The following is an 18,330-nucleotide window of genomic DNA, read 5'->3' as shown; positions in this document are numbered from 1 at the left end:
TAACAAATACCTTTTTATTAGTTAATCTGAGTTTGATCGAAAGTGATTCCTTGCTGTAACCAAGGATCGTTGTTTATGGCATTAGCAATAATTTTGGCGATAGCTAATGCGCCTTTTTCTTGAAAATGCGTAGCATCAGGATTGTTAATCACGCCAGAAGTTTGATTTTTATAATAAGGATATTTAGGATCATTAGGATCCACAGCTAACCAGTAAGACTGCCAGTCATCTTTGTGTTGGTTCGCAAAATCAATACTAAAGGACTCCAAATCAATTAAAGCAACCTGATTAACTTTAGCCGTATGTTTAATCGTATTCGAATAATCTCCCCAATAAGCAAAACCTGGTTTATTGGCGGTATAATGCATATGACTAACAGGATTAGTACTTTGATTTTGATAAGCAATGTTATTATTCTTATCTTTATAACGGGTGACTGGTGTCATTAAAATTGGCGTCATATCCAACGCTTTTGCCACAGAGAGATAACCTTCTAAAGAGGATTGGAATGACATATTTTCTTGCGTTGATGGATACTGTTTTTGGTTATTATCATCATTAGGATAAGTGCATAAATTAGCAACATCCACTTTACCTCGTTTCGGATTGTTACCGTTACATTTTTCATCATTATGTCCAAAAGCGATGATCATATAATCGCCTTTTTTCATTAAAGGGATCAGTAAATCGAACCATCCTTCAGTTTTGAAACTACGGCTTGAACGGCCTGACTGTGCGCCATTGATGACAACCGTATCAGCCTTATCATCAATAAACTGATCAAAAACTTGGCCCCATCCCATTCTTGGATAAACTTTTTTATCATAGTTGGACGCAGTCGAATCACCTAAAATAAAAATACGTTGCTTAGCATTTATATTTCTTTCTTTTTGCTTAACTGCTTGATCATAATCAAAAGGTGAATCTTGGCTAATGGGTCTTAAACGCATATCAAACAATACAGTACCACTTACTTTACCAGTAGAAGAATCGTATCCACGATTAAAGTACATTACATTAAGTAGCTTGTTAATATCTGAATTTGCAGTAGTAAGTGGATCAAATAAATTAGCACTAATACCTACTTGGTGTAATGCTTTATCAAACAGCAAATGATAATTTTTATAAGCATGGCTTAATGCAGCATCATCTATTGAAAAAGATAATTGATTATCAGTAAATTGTTCTGGGCCTAAAAGATTGATTTGTTTAGCTAGTTCACTAGTTAAAAAATCAGTTAATGGATTAATATTAACAGTATTTTTTTCATCTTTTTGTAAGGTATGAACGTATGAAACCAAACAATTACCGTTACACATTTGCCCTTCATCCGCTTTTCGGGCAAGTGAGTTTTCATTACTAAAAACAATTAGTGGTGGAGTCATTTCAGAAACATCTTGTTGATAAAACCCATCGCTATTAGTCGCAGTTTTTAAAATTTTATTATTCACATCACGGACTATCACCGATGAAACAACTGGTTTATTAACATAAACATAACCTTGTATTACAGTACTTGCCAATACTTGATTGATTGAAGTGACAACCAATAAAAATCCGAAAAAAATTTTCTTTATCATCTTTTCTCCACTAACTGTTTTTAACACTTTTTCTATTAATTAAAATAAATAAGATAATCCTAGTGCTAACTTAGCTTCCCTTGCGTCAGAATGAACACTTTTTGCCACATCTTCTGCAGCAAAGTTAACTTGCCAAACTTTGGTTGCTTGCCAATTTATATCCAGTTCTTGTTGATAATCATGCTTTTTATCATTGTGTAATACATAGTTCCCTTTTAAGTATGAGAAGCGATAGCCAATGTTCCAATCAGGAGTTAGATTAATATCAGTACCTATATCAAAACGATTGCGCGCTCGATTATCGACATAACCTTGAACACTATCTTCGCGTTTACTTCTTGAAACTTTGCGATATTCAAATCGATATTGGCCATAAAAAGATAGATCATCACTTTGTAACCAAGTCAATTTTAAAGCGGGAGAATAACGAACACCTGGACGTTGTGAATCACTTACATCACCTAACTGATAATGGGGTAAGTTTTCTTTACTTTTAGCTTTATAACCACCACCTGAATAGAATCTAACATCCATATTTGGTGTTAGTACCCAATTATCAGCTAAATAAAAATTGTAACCTCCATAAATTTGATAATGGCTAGAAACAATATCATCAAAGAATAATCTATTTTTTAATTGGTTATAGGTATTTACACTTAGACCAACATAGCCTTTTTTATCAAAATCAGTATATAGACCAAAACTATCACCATGGTAATGTGAAGTTAAACCATAATGATGCGCATATTTGAAATAGGTTTTATAAGCGAAATTAGAATCTTTGCTATTTGATTGACCGAATGCGTAATTGAAACCAACTTTAAACTTAGCTTGTCGAGTATTAGTGGTTTTATTTTTCGATACATCAGAAATGGAAAAATAAGGACGGAACAATTTTGAATAATTATAGGTAATTTTAAATTCTTGCTCATAATCAGTTTTTTTATTGTTATAAGCTTTATATTCATTTTTAGAAAAACCGTTCCTCAATGCTTTATAAGAATTGTTAGTATAATCACCAAAATAATAGTTAAAGGTATAGGCAAAGTTAAATGCTTTTATACCAGAATACATTAATGCCCAATCTAAACGATTCCTTCCTGTATTACTACTAGCAACATATTTAACTTGTTTGCCAGCTATTTTTGCTCTTTTATAACGTTCAGCGTGAGATATTTTTTTCCATTCATAGCGATATCGAAAACTTGTTGACCAATCACTATTAATTTTATAACTATATTTCAATCCTGGTTGATAAAGAGTTGAATCTTTGCTGAAACCTAATTCTAATGATGGAATAATCGATCCCCAGCCATCATCAAACGTAAATGTTTTTTGAATAACAACACCACCCGATCCACCTTGCATATCATCATATAAAACATCACGTTTGTTCCCGCCACCTTCAGTAACACCAAATTTAAATTCATATTGCCAATTATCGTCGGTTTTATGGATTAACTTAATTGTATCCCCATGAATCCTATCCATAGATTTCCAGTTATGTTCATATTGAAAAGTTGTTTGACCAGCAAAAGAATAAATAGGAAAGGTAGACAGAAACATTAAAAGCGGTATTTTTTTTAATTTAAATTGACTCATTATTGTTTTCCTAAATTTTTAAATTTATTTTTTGAAATACTGTTTTATATTTTTTATTAATTTTTTCTGTTAATAAGATCACAGTTTCAGAAAACAATTCAAAAAAAACAATAACTACATGATATATTTAATTTTTATTTAAAATAATATTAATATATATACCTTAAAAATCAAAATAATTTGTTACCAACGTCACATTTCTAAAAAAAAATTAAAATTAATTTGTATAAATTTAGTATTATTTAAATAATAATTTTAAAACAGTATTTCATAATTATTAAAGGAAATAGATTTATGGCTGATAATCAGAAAAAAATAACCACACTCACTCGATTTTCGTATGGTAGTGGTAATTTGATAGGAAGTGGTGCTCTAGCAATTAGTGCCGCTTGGTTACTATACTTTTATACAACATTTTGTGGACTTTCGGCATTTCAAGCTACGTTAATTTTTTCTATAGCTACCTATTTAGATGTAATTTTAAATCCACTAATGGGTTTTATTACTGATAACTTTAACCATACTAAACTTGGACGTCGATTTGGTCGCCGTCGATTCTTCATCCTATTTGCTATTCCATGTATGATTATTTACCCATTACTTTGGGTAGATGGGATGAATTTCTGGTACTACTTAACTACTTATATTTTATTTGAATTCATCTATACCATGATTATGATTCCATATAATACTTTACCGGTAGAGATGACTAAAAACTTCGATCAAAGAACTTACCTAGCAGGTTCCAAAGCGATGTTTGGTAAAGTAGCAAACTTCTTAGCTGCAGCTATTCCTGGTGTATTTTTCTATCTATTTGATGGTAAAGACTCTCCACTACCATTCTTATTAACAGGTATTACTTATGCATCTATTATGGCGATAGCACTAATTTTGCTTTATTTTAATAGCTGGGAAAAATCAGTTGATGAAATTGAAGATGAAACAACTTCTGGCCTTTGGGAAAGTATTGTTAAATTATTTTCAGATGTTTTTTCAACTTTCCGTTTAAAAACTTTTAGAAACCATTTAGGTATGTATCTATTTGGCTTTGGTGCTGAATGGTTATTTGCAGCAACATTTACTTATTTTGTGGTATTTAACTTAGGCCAACCCAAAACCTTCGTTTCACAAATGAACAGTTTAAGTAGTATTTGCCAATTAATCTCAACTGCCTTTTTCATGGCTTGGTGTGTAAAACGTGGATTCAAAAGACCATTTGTTATTGCAATATTGATAGTAATATCTTCGGTAATCGGCTATATCGGTGTCTACTACTTTAATATGCCTCATGTTACATGGATTGTAATTGGTATTACTATTTGGTTTGGGTTAGGAACGGGTGGTGTTTATTATATTCCTTGGAGTGTATACACATTCTTAGCAGATATCGATGAAGTACTAACAGGAAGACGTCGCGAAGGTATTTATGCTGGTGCTATGACCATGGCCGGTAAATTAATGCGTGCAACTATCGTCTTTGTCTTAGGTATTGTATTGAAATATTCTGGTTTTGTGTCTGGCGTAGATGCTGTTCAACCAGAGAGTGCCGTTACTGCAATTAACTTAGTATTAATCTTCGGTGTGTGTGGAATGGCACTATTAGGTATCTTCTTCACATATCGTATGAAATTAGATAAATCGACTCATGCACTTATTATTCAAGAACTTGATAGATTAAAAAATGGTGGCAAAAAACAAGATGCAACACCAGAAATAAGAAGTTTAGTTAAAGAGTTAACAGGCTTTGAGTATGACAACTGTTTTGGTAACAATAATGTAGGCTTTAAACAACACCACTAAACAAAAGTAATATAATTAAACTTAAAATCATCTAATCTAAACAATTAGATGATTTTTTTTATATTAAATTAATCCAAACTTTTTCAATGCTTTCGCTATGCCATCATTATTATTGGTATCAGTGACATATTCAGCTTTTTCTTTTAGCTGATCAACCGCATTGCTCATTGCTACAGGATGGTCAACGGTTAGGAACATTTCAAAATCATTCATACCATCACCAAATGCATAAGTAGGTACGTCATTAAAACCTTTAGTTTTTAATAATTCTTTAATGCCATTACCTTTAGAACCGCCATGATTAAAAACATCAACACAATAATGTGTATTACGGATAAACGTCAATTCAGGAAAAACTTCTCTATAAGGTGATTCGCCTTGTTCACAAAGCAGTAATAACATTTGAATCGGTTCTTTTAAGTAAATTTGATCATCAACAGGAGGTACTTGTTGTTTTAAAGAAGTATAGAATTTTTGAGCAGGAAGACTGTTTTCACTCACTCGCATAGTCTTATAGCTATAGAAAGATAATGGAATATTCATCTTTTCTCTTGAATATTCATATAATCGAGTAATGAGGTTTTTATCAATATTATTTGTGAAAACAACTTCTTTTTCATAAATAACTACTTGGCCATTCATACCAATAATTGAATCTATACCAGTATCCCTCATCAAATCAACCGCTTCAGGTGGTGTTCTACCAGTTGCAATTATTGGTACAATATTATTTTGTTTTAGTTTTCTAATTGCATCATAAGAACTAGGTAACACATCTATATCTTTATTAAATAAGGTTCCATCTAAATCGAAAAAAACAATAGCTTCAGGTTTCTTTTTCATTTCATAAATCCAAAATATGTTTAATAAAAGGAATGGTTAATTTGCGTTGTTGAGCTAACGTAGCTACTTCAAACTCTTCCATTAAAGAAAATAAAGTTCGCATATCGCGATTAACACGTTTTAACAAAAATAATCCAACTTCCGTTGATAGCTCAAATCCACTTAGCTTAGCCCTAAGTTGTAAAGCTTTTAGTTTATCCTCATCACTTAACTCTTTTAACTGATAAACTTGCCCCCACGTTAACCTTGATACCAAATCAGGTAGTATAAAAGGAACTTGTTTTGGAGGAGCACTGGCAGTTATCAATAATTTACTAACGTTTTTTTCGGTTAAACGATTAAAAAGATCAAATATTGCTTCTTCCCAATCACGATGACCTGCTATCGCATCAATATCATCTAAACAAACCAAATCATAATTATCTAAACCTTGTAAAATCTCAGGTACAAGTAGAACATGCTGTTTTAAAGGAATATAGCTTGCTAACTTATTTTGACATGAAGCATGTAATAGATGAGTACGACCAGCGGCACTTGCTGACCATATATAAAAGACGTTGAAGCCTTCCTTATCAAGTAAGGTTTGCAAAGATTCAAACAATAATTGATTATTACCTACATAAAAACTATCAAATGTTTCGTTATTAGGTAATATAAAAGGTAAAGGCAACTGTGAAAGAGTAATAAAATAACCTCACAATAAAAATATAATCTTACTAAGTATAAATTTGCTTTTACAAAAATCAATCACTTTTACAGCAAACAAATAAGTTAACGAAAGTAACTATCAAAAATTAATATATCAATCCTAAAAAACTAAATAATAACCTAATTAAAAATTCATTTAGATATAGAAATTAATCCATTTTATTATTATCTAATACTTAAAAAAACATTTTAACCTTTTCCTAAATAGCTTTTAATAAGTACTATTATTTTAAGTGATGATGGTACTGCCACCTCACAGAACTTCCGAATTAAAAGAAACAAATACCTATAATCCCACTTTTAAACATTAGTTACATTAGCTTTCTACCAAAAACACCAATATCTTTTAGAAAAATCTCTTTTTCAGGTATTTTTAAAATTTAAATTAATAATATTAATGTCGCTAAGTATGATCAAAGATCATATTTCGAACTTTATAATGATCATTAAAACTCATAATTACCTTTTATTGATCATAATATTTAAGATGTATAACTTTTTTAACCAGAATGATCTAAATAATTAAGATTAAATTATAGACAATAAAAGATAAAATTTAAGCAAACAAATTTATTTTTTGTGGATAACTCTGTGATAAACCCACTATATAAGCTGTTATAATCATATTAATAACCTTAAAAGCAAAAAAGGTTGTGGATAAAAATAAGAGTTATAAACAGGATTAACTAAAAAAAGATCCGATCAATTAACAGCATTAGACGATCATTAAGATCCTATAAAATAATCATAAAAAAGAGTTATCAACAAAAATGATCCAAACTAATAATAGTAAAAATAAAAAAGATCACAAAAAGATCTTATTTAATTTAAATGATGATCAAAATAGATCATTTGACGTAATAAAAAAGATGAGTAAAATTCCTTACGCTAAATAAAACCAAATCACCTGATCAAAATAATGATCATCTATCTGTAAAATAAAAAACGAGGCTTTATATGTTTTATCCAGATCTTTTTGATGTCATCGTCGTTGGTGGTGGCCATGCCGGAACAGAAGCAGCAATGGCATCAGCAAGAATGGGCCGAAAAACATTACTTTTAACCCATAATATCAATACGTTAGGACAAATGTCATGCAACCCTGCTATTGGTGGTATTGGTAAGGGACATTTAGTAAAAGAAATTGATGCAATGGGTGGATTAATGGCACATGCTATTGATCTTTCTGGGATCCAATTTAGGATCTTAAACAGCAGCAAAGGTCCTGCTGTAAGAGCAACACGAGCTCAAGCGGATCGATCTTTATATCGTAAAGTAATACGAACAACACTTGAAAACCAAGAAAACTTAATGTTATTTCAACAATCAGTTGAAGACGTGATCATTGAAAACGATCAGATCACAGGCGTGGTTACACAAATGGGTGTTTCATTTAAAGCAAGATCTGTTGTATTAACTACTGGCACTTTCTTAGATGGCAAGATCCATATAGGACTTGATAATTATAGTGGCGGTAGAACTGGTGATCCTGCTTCGATAGGTCTTTCCAAATCGTTACATCAATACCCATTTAGAATGGGTCGTTTAAAAACAGGAACGCCACCTCGTATCGATGCTAGAACCATAGATTTTTCTAAATTAGGTACACAATACGGTGATGATCCTGTGCCTGTATTTTCATTTTTAGGTGATGCTAAACAGCATCCTAGACAGATTCCTTGTTATATAACAAGTACTAATGAAACCACACATGATATTATTCGAAACAGCTTAGATCGTAGCCCTATGTATACAGGTGTTATTGAAGGTGTAGGTCCACGATATTGTCCATCAATCGAAGATAAAATAATGCGCTTTGCTGATCGTAATTCACATCAGATCTATTTAGAACCAGAAGGTTTAGACAGTAATGAAATTTATCCAAATGGGATATCTACAAGCTTACCGTTTGATACACAATTAGCATTTGTTCGCAGTATGAAAGGACTGGAAAATGCCAATATAGTCAGACCAGGTTATGCGATTGAATATGATTACTTTGATCCTCGTGATCTCAAACCAACTCTTGAAAGTAAAGTGATCAAAGGCTTGTTTTTAGCAGGACAGATCAATGGTACTACAGGTTATGAAGAAGCTGCTGCTCAAGGTATGCTGGCAGGATTAAATGCAGCTCGTTTTGTTTATGATCAAGATCAATGGTATCCAACGCGTGATCAAGCTTATTTAGGGGTTTTGGTTGATGATCTTTGTACTTTAGGTACTAATGAACCTTATCGTATGTTTACTTCACGAGCTGAATATCGCTTAATGTTACGTGAAGATAATGCAGATATTCGTTTAACAGAAATTGGACGACAACTTGGAATGGTTGATGATTACCGTTGGCAACGTTTTAACGAAAAATTTGAAGCTATTGAACAAGAAAGAGCACGTCTTCGTGACATTTGGGTTCATCCTCACATTGAAACAATTGATGAAGTTAATGCGGTATTAAGCGCTAACCTTACCAAAGAAGCCAATGGAGAAGAGTTGCTTAAACGCCCTGAAATGAGCTACAAAACTCTACAATCCCTGTCTCTATTTGCACCAGGGCTAAGTGATGATCAAGCAGCAGAACAAGTTGAAATTCAAGTTAAGTATGACGGCTATATAAAATTACAAATTGAAGAAATAGAAAGACAAAAACGAAATGAGGAAACTCTCATACCTGAGCATATAGATTATGCTGAAATATCAGGATTATCTAACGAAGTTGTTGCTAAATTAAAACAACATAAGCCGGTTTCAATTGGTCAAGCTTCACGTATTTCAGGTATTACACCAGCTGCAATTTCAATGTTATTAGTTTATTTAAAAAAGAAGAACTATGTTAAAAAAGAAACTCATTAATCTTATTGATCAAACGGATCTTTCAATCAATTGTCAGCAAATTGATCAACTGATCAATTACGTTGAAATGCTTAATAAATGGAATAAAGCTTACAACCTAACAGCGGTGCGTGATCCTAATGAAATGTTAATAAAACATATTATGGATAGCTTAGTTGTTTCACCTTATTTAGTTGGTAGCACGTTTATTGATGTAGGTACAGGCCCTGGATTACCAGGGATTCCTTTAGCAATCATCAATCCAGACAAACAATTTGATCTCGTTGACAGTTTAGGTAAAAGGATCCGTTTTTTAAAACAAGTTCAATTTGAATTAAAGCTACCAAATATTCAACCAATTCAAAGCCGTATTGAAGAATATAATCAAAAAAAATTCGATGGGGTAATAAGTCGAGCATTTGCTTCTTTACAAGATATGTTAACCTGGTGTAAACATCTTCCTAATGAACAAGGATTATTTTATGCGTTAAAAGGCAGTGATCTTGATCCGATCCCTGAAGGATTTACGCTTAAACAAGATATAAAACTTACCATACCTGAATTGAATGCTGAAAGACGATTAATGATCATTGAATAAAAAATAAATTGATCTAATCACTTTTTAGATCAATTCTTACGTCTTTTCAAATAATCCTTAATACCATCAACTATGGCTTTAGAAACTTGATTTTGGAAGGCTGCTGTTTTAAGTTTTTGCTCTTCAGCTATATTACTAATAAAGGCTGTTTCAACTAAAACTGATGGAATATCTGGTGCTTTTAACACTGCAAAACCCGCTTTTTCTATCGATGGTTTATGTAATTTATTCACATTTTTCATTCGATTTAAAATAGCACTTCCTAATAATACACCATTAGAAAGGGTTGTTTTTTGCACTAAATCTAAAATAGTGTTATCTAAATATTTATCACCACTTCGGCTAACACCACCTATTTGGTCTGCATCATTTTGAGTTTGGGCTAAATAACTTGCAGCAGAACTACTAGCTCCACGTGTTGATAAAGCAAATACAGATGACCCTCTAACAGATCGACTCGCAAAAGCATCAGCATGGATAGAGACAAATAGATCCGCATGTAAAGATCTCGCTTTCGCTACTCGAACTTTTAATGGAATAAAAACATCTTCATTACGAGTCATATAAACTTTTATATTTGGTTCTTTTTTTAGCAAACTATATGTTCGTCTGGCAATTTGCAAAACAATGTCTTTTTCTCGTGTTCTTTTGTAGCCAATCGCACCAGGATCCTCACCACCATGACCAGGATCGAGCATAACAATAACAGGCGAGTTTTTATTTTTATTCGTTGGCGATTTTATTTGCGCTTGTTTTTTATTTAGATCCCCTTTTTGATACTCTTCTAAAAGAGCAAGTAAAGGATCATCATTAGCTGTAGTCGGTTTAGACGGATAAAGATCAACGACTAATCGATGTTTAAATTCAGCAATCGGTGGTAATGTAAATGTATTAGGATCAATACCCTGTTTTAATTCGATCATAATACGTACAGTTTTAGGATCTAACTGTAATGCACGTATAGATTTAATAAAAGGATCACGGCTTAAAACTTTTGTCGAAACGGTTTTTAATATTGGATTTAAATTGAGATTATCAATATCAATCACCATACGATCAGGGTTATATAATTGTGCGCTTTTATAATTAAGCTTAACGTTTGATTCTAACGTTATTCGTGTATAGGTTGATGAAGGCCAAACGCGCACAGCAACAACTTGAGCCATTGCCGCAGCAAAGCCAACTCGTGTAACAGATAATAGGCAAGTAGCAATAATGCCTTTGATCAAAAAGCGCTTTGTTGGACTAAAAGTTTTCGACATACCTAGACACTTTTATATTAGTAATATTAATAGGCCAAGAATAATAGCATAAAATAAAACGATATTAAAAAGAATGATTATCATAATCAGTTGTTTTTTCGATAGATTAATTACTAATTAGACATTATTTTCTAAATAAAGCATATAAATATAGTTTTTTATATTAATTATAGACCCTACAATCACAAAGGATTACAATATGGCACGCTAAAATCACGGATTTAAACCCGTTTTCATTTTAACAATTAAATATAGCTGAGTTATTGATGAGCAAAAAATTACATATCAAAACTTGGGGTTGCCAAATGAATGAATATGATTCAACAAAAATGGCAGATCTCCTTGAATCCACCCATGGTTTAACTTTAACAGAAAATGCCGAAGAAGCAGATATTTTACTATTAAATACTTGCTCTATTCGAGAAAAAGCCCAAGAAAAAGTCTTTCATCAACTAGGCCGTTGGAAAAATTTAAAACAACATAACCCTGATATCATCATTGGTGTAGGTGGTTGCGTAGCATCACAAGAAGGTGCACATATCCGTAAGCGTGCTCCTTTTGTTGATATTATTTTTGGACCACAAACTTTTCATCGTTTACCCGAGATGATTGAACAAATTCGTAGTGGTAATGGTCATCATGTGGTTGATGTTAGTTTTCCTGAAATTGAAAAATTTGACCGTTTACCCGAACCTCGCAGTGAAGGTCCAGCAGCTTTTGTTTCAATTATGGAAGGATGTAATAAATACTGTACTTATTGTGTGGTACCTTACACTCGTGGTGAAGAGGTGAGCCGACCTTGTGATGATGTAATTTATGAAATAGCTCAACTTGCTGAACAAGGTGTACGCGAAGTTAATTTACTGGGTCAAAATGTAAATGCTTATCGAGGGCCAACTTTCGATGGTGATATTTGTTCTTTCGCTGAACTACTACGCTTAGTTGCTGCTATTGATGGTATTGATCGCATTCGCTTTACAACTAGCCATCCAATTGAATTTACTGATGATATCATCGATGTATATCGTGATACGCCAGAACTGGTTAACTTTTTACATTTGCCGGTACAAAGTGGTTCTGACCGAGTGTTAAATTTAATGAAACGCACTCATACAGCAATTGAATATAAATCAATCATTCGCAAATTACGCAAAGTTCGTCCTGACATTCAAATTAGTTCAGACTTTATTGTTGGATTCCCTGGTGAAACCCAAGAAGATTTTGAACAAACCATGAAACTCATTGCTGATGTTAATTTTGATTTAAGTTATAGCTTTGTCTATTCAGCACGACCAGGTACACCTGCTGCTGAAATGGAAGATAACGTTTCTGAAGAAGAGAAAAAACAAAGGCTCTATATTCTCCAAGAACGAATCAATCAACAAGCAATGCAATTTAGTCGTCGCATGTTAAATACTGTGCAACGTATTTTAGTTGAAGGCCCTTCTAAAAAGGATCTTATGGAATTAACTGGACGAACAGAAAATAATCGTATTGTTAATTTTGAAGGTAGTCCGGATATGATTGGTAAATTTGTTGATGTTGAAATTACCGATGTTTATCCTAACTCATTGCGTGGTAAAGTAGTAAGAACAGAGAATCAGATGAATTTACGTGTGAGCGAATCACCAATATCGGTCATCTCTCGTACCCGTAAAGAAAACGATTTAGGTGTGGCTATCTATCAACCATAATTAAATAATGATTGAAATAATAATATATAACATGTTGATAAATTTTGGCTCAAAAGAACGTGTTTAAAATAAACGATTTGGGGACATATCTTTGAATATTACGACATATGAAACAATGCTTGAACCAGCAGATAATCAGCGGCTTAATAGTCTTTGTGGTCCTTATGATGACAATATCAAACAACTTGAACGACGATTAGGATTAGAAATAAACCATCGGGGTAATCAATTTGCTATTACTGGCGATATAATTTGTGCAAAAGCGGCAACTGAGATTTTACAATCGCTGTATAAACAAACTAAAGTAAAAGACAGTATTGTCGATATAGAACCAGAGCAGATACATTTAGCTATTAAAGAATCAGGTGCGTTAGAAAAAGCTAATGAACACGCACCTAGTTATGTTGATCTGCATGGTAGCAAACAAGTGATGATAAAGACCAAGCGAGGAGTAATAAAACCCCGCACGCCTAATCAAGCACAATATATTGCTCATGTATTAGATTATGACATCTCTTTTGGTATCGGTCCTGCTGGTACAGGTAAAACCTATTTAGCTGTAGCTGCCGCAGTTGATGCACTTGAAAAACAACAAGTTAGACGAATTGTATTAACACGCCCTGCAGTTGAAGCCGGTGAAAAATTGGGTTTTTTACCAGGTGATTTAAGCCAAAAAGTCGATCCTTATTTGCGTCCGCTTTACGATGCTTTATTTGAAATGCTTGGTTTTGAAAAAGTCGAAAAACTAATTGAAAAAAGTGTGATTGAAGTTGCACCGTTAGCTTATATGCGTGGGCGTACACTCAATGATGCATTTATTATTCTTGATGAAAGCCAAAACACAACAATAGAACAAATGAAAATGTTTTTAACGCGCATTGGTTTTAATTCTAAAGCGGTAATAACGGGAGATATAACCCAAATAGATTTACCTCGTCATCAAAAATCTGGGTTACGTCACGCAATAGAAGTATTAAATGAAGTTGAAGATATTAGTTTTAATTTTTTCAAGAGTGAAGATGTAGTTCGCCATCCTGTGGTAGCTAGAATTGTTAATGCTTATGAAAAATGGGAACAAAAAGAACATCTATAAACAGAATTTAGAGGAGTTAGATTATCTCTATTTCAGGTAAAACAAAAAAAGGCTATATTCGCGATCACTCCGCAGAAACAAACTTATTTTTGCGTAGAGCACTGTTTGCATTTGTCGTAATTATACTACTAATTTTTGTATTATTAGCCAATTTAGCTGATTTGCAAATATCGAATTTTAGTTATTACAGCACCAAATCGAACAATAATCGTATTGAAATTATCCCTATTCCTCCAAGTCGCGGTATGATTTATGATCGTAATGGCACGCCATTAGCGATAAATAATATTACCTATCAACTTAATATTGTTCCTGACAAAACTAAAAACCTTAATGAGCAATTTGAACAATTAAAAAAGATTGTTGATTTAACTGATGAAGATATTGAAAATTTCCAAAAGGAGCGACGAAATTATCGATCTCATCGACCTGTACCACTTAAAGAAAACTTAACCGAAAAACAAATTGCTCGGTTTATTGTTGATCAGCATCGATTTCCTTTTGTATCGATTGTAAAAATTCAACATCGATATTATCCATACGGTGCTTCACTTACCCATATTCTTGGTTATATATCTAAAATAAACAGTCAAGATAAGCAACGTCTAGAAGAAGAAAATAAAGCTAGCAATTACGTGGCTACCTTTAATATTGGAAAAATGGGGATTGAACGATATTACGAAGATGTTTTACATGGCACGGCGGGTAACGAAAAGGTTGAAGTCAATAGCCGAGGTCGTATTGTTCGCTTACTTGAACAACATCCACCACAAGCGGGTGAAGATATCTATTTATCCATTAATCTCAAATTACAACTCTATATTGAATCACTGCTTGCTGGCCGTAAAGCATCGGTTGTTGCTATTAATCCAAATAATGGTGAAATATTAGCAATGGTATCAAGCCCAAGTTATGATTCCAACGACTTTGTAGGTGGTATTTCAAGTAAGAAATATAGTGAGTTACTTAATGATCCAAGTAAACCACTATTTAACCGTGCCTTGCTCGGTGCTTATCCCCCAGCTTCAACTGTTAAACCATTTATTTCGATAGCAGCATTAAGTGAAGGCGTTGTTTCACCAAAAAGTGTGGTTAACGATCCTGGTTGGTGGCAATTACCGGGTACTGAAAGACGTTATCGAGACTGGTTAAAATGGGGACATGGTCATGTCGATGTATTACGAGCGATAGAAGAATCAGTAGATACCTATTTTTACCAAGTTGCATATGATATGGGGATAGATCGCTTAAATTTATGGATGACTAAGTTTGGTTATGGCCAGCGAACAGGCATTGATATTTCGCCTAGTGAAGAGACACGAGCTGTCATGCCAAGCCGTGAATGGAAATTAAAACGCCATAAAAAATCTTGGTTACAAGGAGACACTATTCCTGTCGGTATAGGTCAAGGTTATTGGACAGCAACGCCAATGCAAATGGCTAAAGCATTAACTACACTAATTAATAATGGTAAAACCTATACACCACACTTTTTATTATATAAAAAGAGCGACATTATCAATACCAATCAAAATCAACCGTTGATTGAACCATCAAAATATATTGAAAAAAACAGTCTTGTTGATGTTAATCCAACCTATTGGGCATTAGCAAAAGAAGGTATGCACCGAGTAATGTTTGGTGCTCGAGGCACCGCGCGTAAAGTTTATGCAGGCGCTAAATATCAAGCCGCGGGTAAATCAGGTACTGCTCAAGTTTATGGTTTAAAAGAAAACGAAACCTATAACGCACATAGAATACCTGAACATTTACGCGATCATGCTTTATTTATTGCTTACGCACCTTACGATAAACCGAAAATAGCCTTAGCGATTGTTCTGGAAAATGGTGGAGGAGGAAGCTCCAACGGTGGTGCAGTCGCACGTAAGATACTAGATTATTATCTTGAAGGTGATAACTCAACGGAATTAAACGATGAATCACCTAATACAGGACATGAAGATTAATGATGAATAATATTAAGAAATCTTTTTGGCAAAAGATACATATCGATCCGCTTTTTTGCTTATTTATCTCTTTACTACTTGGTTATAGCCTTTATATTCTATGGAGTGCTAGCGGCCAAGATATAGATATGATGCAAAAAAGAGTGATCCAAATATTACTTGGTTTTTTTGTGATGATTGTCTTTGCACAGTTTTCACCAAGAAGTTATGAACAGTGGGCACCTTATCTTTATATTGCCTGTATTTTTATATTACTATTGGTTGATATTTTTGGCTACACCAGTAAAGGCGCTCAACGCTGGTTAGACTTAGGAGTTATTCGTTTTCAACCCTCAGAAATTGCTAAAATTGCTGTTCCTTTAATGGTAGCTAAATTTATTCATCGTGATGGTTGCCCTCCACCACTAAAAACGACCTTACAAACATTAGCTATTATCGGTGTGCCAACACTATTGGTGGCAATGCAACCCGATTTGGGAACTGCTATTTTAATTGTCATGTCTGGTATTTTTATTATCTTTTTGGCTGGTATTAATTGGCGATTTATTCTTGTTGCTTTGATATTGTTGGCTATCTTTGTACCGATTATGTGGTTCTACTTAATGCACGATTATCAACGTGAACGAGTATTAACGCTAATTAATCCTGAACGTGACCCTAATGGTACTGGCTATCATATTCTTCAATCTAAAACAGCAATTGGATCAGGTGGAATATGGGGCAAAGGCTGGCTAGAAGGTACCCAGTCACAGTTAGAATTTTTACCTGAACGCCATACTGATTTCATTTTTTCAGTCATCGCAGAAGAGTTTGGTTTTATTGGCTCGATTATTTTGCTAGTCTTATTCTTATGCTTAATAATTAGAGGTTTGATTATTGCTTCTCAAGCACAAACGACTTTTGGCCGAATCCTTTCTGGTGGTTTAATTTTGGTCTTTTTTGTCTATGTATTTATTAATATCGGTATGGTCAGTGGAATATTGCCAGTAGTTGGTGTACCATTACCACTAATAAGTTATGGTGGCTCATCATTAGTCGTTTTAATGGCAAGTTTTGGCATTATGATGTCTATTCACACTCATCGATATATGTTATCTAAAAATATTTAACGGAATTTTTATAAATGAAAAAGAAATTTAAATTATCTTTTGGATTATTAGTGCTCGCAATATGTTCTTCTGCTTCTGCGGAAATGGCTTTTCCTATACCGGCTATTCCACAACTAGATGCTGAAGCGTATATTTTAATGGATGCCAAATCTGGCGAAATTTTAGCGCAATATAATGCGGAACAACAACGTGATCCAGCAAGTTTAACTAAAATGATGACAAGTTATGTTGTTGGTCAAGCCTTAGAATCAGGCCGAATTAAAAATGATGATATGGTATTAGTGAGTAAAGATGCTTGGGCAACAGGTAACCCAGTATTAAAAGGCTCATCATTAATGTTTTTAGAAGTCGGTAAGACTGTTTCGGTCTCTGATTTAAATAAAGGTATCATTATTCAATCGGGTAACGACGCATGTATTGCTATGGCTGAACATGTTGCAGGTAGCCAAGGTGCTTTCGTTAATTTGATGAATGAATATGCGAAAAAAATTGGATTACAACACACTCATTTTGAAACTGTGCACGGGCTTGATGCACCGGGTCAATATACCACAGCTAAAGATATGGCGTTGTTAGGTCAGGCTTTAATCCGTGACTTACCAAAAGAATATGCAATTTATAAAGAAAAAGAATTTACCTACAATCTTTCTAAACCTCAAATGAATCGTAATGGATTACTTTGGGATACTACATTAAATGTAGATGGCATTAAAACTGGACATACTAACGCAGCCGGTTATAACCTTGTTGCTTCTGCTGTTGATGGTAATACACGTTTAATTTCAGCGGTATTGGGTGGTCGAACATTTAAAGGTCGTGAAGAAGAAAGTAAAAAATTACTTACGTGGGGATTCAGATTCTTTGAAACGGCAAATCCAGTAAAACCCAATGATCCACTCGCGATTGAGTCAATTTGGTATGGTGATGAAAATAAAGTTAAATTAGGTGCGATCAATGGCGCTTATATCACAGTGCCGAAAGGTCGTTCAGCAGATGTTAAAGTGCAATATACCATTGATGATTATATTTATGCACCAATAACCAAAGGAACCTCGGTTGGTAAAATTCAATTTTTATTGGATGATAAAGTTATCAATGAACAATCTTTAGTTGCGCTTGAAAATATTGAGGAAACTGGATTCTTCGGCGGCATTTGGGATTGGATATGTTTACAATTCCATAAATTATTTAATTAATTTTTTCTTAATAACCGCTGTGTGACTTTTGTTTACGCAGCGGTTTTTT

At 33.5% G+C, this 18,330-nt stretch carries 13 protein-coding genes; 8 read left to right on the top strand and 5 right to left on the bottom strand.

Annotated elements, in window-relative coordinates; genetic code table 11:
• Window positions 1–17 precede the first annotated feature (17 nt).
• Both A9G08_RS00935 and A9G08_RS00930 read right to left on the bottom strand, forming a co-directional pair.
• The gene (locus A9G08_RS00935) at window positions 18–1,580 is read right to left on the bottom strand and encodes an SGNH/GDSL hydrolase family protein (protein ID WP_065561890.1); all 1,563 of its coding nucleotides are present in this window, start codon (window positions 1,578–1,580) and stop codon (window positions 18–20) included.
• Between the two features lie 39 nt (window positions 1,581–1,619).
• Window positions 1,620–3,182, bottom strand: a complete 1,563-nt coding sequence (locus A9G08_RS00930; protein ID WP_065561889.1) for an oligogalacturonate-specific porin KdgM family protein — start codon at window positions 3,180–3,182, stop codon at window positions 1,620–1,622.
• A gap of 294 nt (window positions 3,183–3,476) precedes the next feature.
• Here A9G08_RS00930 and A9G08_RS00925 point away from each other — a divergent pair, with 294 nt between their 5' ends.
• Window positions 3,477–4,982: an MFS transporter gene (locus A9G08_RS00925; RefSeq protein ID WP_065561888.1), complete on the top strand. Its 1,506-nt coding sequence runs from the start codon at window positions 3,477–3,479 to the stop codon at window positions 4,980–4,982.
• Window positions 4,983–5,045: 63 nt separating this feature from the next.
• Here A9G08_RS00925 and A9G08_RS00920 read toward each other — a convergent pair whose 3' ends face one another.
• Together A9G08_RS00920 and hda are read right to left on the bottom strand one after the other, a co-directional pair.
• Window positions 5,046–5,825, bottom strand: coding sequence for a Cof-type HAD-IIB family hydrolase (locus A9G08_RS00920; RefSeq protein WP_065561887.1), 780 nt, complete (start codon window positions 5,823–5,825; stop codon window positions 5,046–5,048).
• A 1-nt stretch (window position 5,826) separates the two neighbouring features.
• On the bottom strand, window positions 5,827–6,510 hold the full coding sequence (gene hda, locus A9G08_RS00915) for a DnaA inactivator Hda (RefSeq protein ID WP_065561886.1): 684 nt from the start codon (window positions 6,508–6,510) through the stop codon (window positions 5,827–5,829).
• Between the two features lie 980 nt (window positions 6,511–7,490).
• Here hda and mnmG point away from each other — a divergent pair.
• Together mnmG and rsmG are read left to right on the top strand one after the other, a co-directional pair.
• Window positions 7,491–9,383, top strand: coding sequence for a tRNA uridine-5-carboxymethylaminomethyl(34) synthesis enzyme MnmG (gene mnmG, locus A9G08_RS00910; RefSeq protein ID WP_065561885.1), 1,893 nt, complete (start codon window positions 7,491–7,493; stop codon window positions 9,381–9,383).
• Complete coding sequence (rsmG, locus tag A9G08_RS00905) at window positions 9,361–9,960, top strand: 16S rRNA (guanine(527)-N(7))-methyltransferase RsmG (RefSeq protein WP_065561884.1); 600 nt, start codon at window positions 9,361–9,363, stop codon at window positions 9,958–9,960. The genes mnmG and rsmG overlap by 23 nt, the downstream gene beginning before the upstream one ends.
• A gap of 29 nt (window positions 9,961–9,989) precedes the next feature.
• Here the strand turns inward: rsmG and A9G08_RS00900 are convergent, their stop codons facing one another.
• Window positions 9,990–11,222 carry an N-acetylmuramoyl-L-alanine amidase gene (locus tag A9G08_RS00900; RefSeq protein ID WP_065561883.1) on the bottom strand — a complete coding sequence of 411 codons (1,233 nt, stop codon included), beginning with the start codon at window positions 11,220–11,222 and terminating at the stop codon, window positions 9,990–9,992.
• A gap of 266 nt (window positions 11,223–11,488) precedes the next feature.
• On the opposite strand from A9G08_RS00900, the gene miaB reads away from it, so the two are divergent.
• The 5 genes from miaB (at window position 11,489) to A9G08_RS00875 (ending at window position 18,281) form a co-directional block, all read left to right on the top strand.
• Window positions 11,489–12,916 (top strand): tRNA (N6-isopentenyl adenosine(37)-C2)-methylthiotransferase MiaB, encoded by a 1,428-nt coding sequence (miaB, locus tag A9G08_RS00895; RefSeq protein WP_065561882.1) that lies wholly within the window; start codon window positions 11,489–11,491, stop codon window positions 12,914–12,916.
• 91 nt (window positions 12,917–13,007) lie between these two features.
• Window positions 13,008–14,009 (top strand): PhoH family protein, encoded by a 1,002-nt coding sequence (locus A9G08_RS00890; RefSeq protein WP_065561881.1) that lies wholly within the window; start codon window positions 13,008–13,010, stop codon window positions 14,007–14,009.
• A 29-nt stretch (window positions 14,010–14,038) separates the two neighbouring features.
• Window positions 14,039–15,976 (top strand): penicillin-binding protein 2, encoded by a 1,938-nt coding sequence (gene mrdA, locus A9G08_RS00885; protein ID WP_065561880.1) that lies wholly within the window; start codon window positions 14,039–14,041, stop codon window positions 15,974–15,976.
• On the top strand, window positions 15,976–17,085 hold the full coding sequence (mrdB, locus tag A9G08_RS00880) for a peptidoglycan glycosyltransferase MrdB (RefSeq protein WP_065561879.1): 1,110 nt from the start codon (window positions 15,976–15,978) through the stop codon (window positions 17,083–17,085). The genes mrdA and mrdB overlap by 1 nt, the downstream gene beginning before the upstream one ends.
• Before the next feature lie 14 nt (window positions 17,086–17,099).
• Window positions 17,100–18,281, top strand: a complete 1,182-nt coding sequence (locus A9G08_RS00875; protein ID WP_065561878.1) for a serine hydrolase — start codon at window positions 17,100–17,102, stop codon at window positions 18,279–18,281.
• Window positions 18,282–18,330 lie beyond the last annotated feature (49 nt).

The organism is Gilliamella sp. wkB195, from assembly GCF_001690445.1.
In the GTDB taxonomy this organism is placed as follows: domain Bacteria; phylum Pseudomonadota; class Gammaproteobacteria; order Enterobacterales; family Orbaceae; genus Gilliamella; species Gilliamella apicola_E.
This window is presented reverse-complemented; position numbering and strand designations above follow the sequence as displayed.

Excerpts from the sequence above, each read along its gene's own strand:
- A9G08_RS00935 (WP_065561890.1), bottom strand. The coding sequence starts at position 1,580 with ATGATAAAGAAAATTTTTTTCGGATTTTTATTGGTTGTCACTTCAATC.
- A9G08_RS00930 (WP_065561889.1), bottom strand. The coding sequence starts at position 3,182 with ATGAGTCAATTTAAATTAAAAAAAATACCGCTTTTAATGTTTCTGTCT.
- A9G08_RS00925 (WP_065561888.1), top strand. The coding sequence starts at position 3,477 with ATGGCTGATAATCAGAAAAAAATAACCACACTCACTCGATTTTCGTAT.
- A9G08_RS00920 (WP_065561887.1), bottom strand. The coding sequence starts at position 5,825 with ATGAAAAAGAAACCTGAAGCTATTGTTTTTTTCGATTTAGATGGAACC.
- mnmG (WP_065561885.1), top strand. The coding sequence starts at position 7,491 with ATGTTTTATCCAGATCTTTTTGATGTCATCGTCGTTGGTGGTGGCCAT.
- rsmG (WP_065561884.1), top strand. The coding sequence starts at position 9,361 with ATGTTAAAAAAGAAACTCATTAATCTTATTGATCAAACGGATCTTTCA.
- A9G08_RS00900 (WP_065561883.1), bottom strand. The coding sequence starts at position 11,222 with ATGTCGAAAACTTTTAGTCCAACAAAGCGCTTTTTGATCAAAGGCATT.
- miaB (WP_065561882.1), top strand. The coding sequence starts at position 11,489 with ATGAGCAAAAAATTACATATCAAAACTTGGGGTTGCCAAATGAATGAA.
- mrdB (WP_065561879.1), top strand. The coding sequence starts at position 15,976 with ATGATGAATAATATTAAGAAATCTTTTTGGCAAAAGATACATATCGAT.
- A9G08_RS00875 (WP_065561878.1), top strand. The coding sequence starts at position 17,100 with ATGAAAAAGAAATTTAAATTATCTTTTGGATTATTAGTGCTCGCAATA.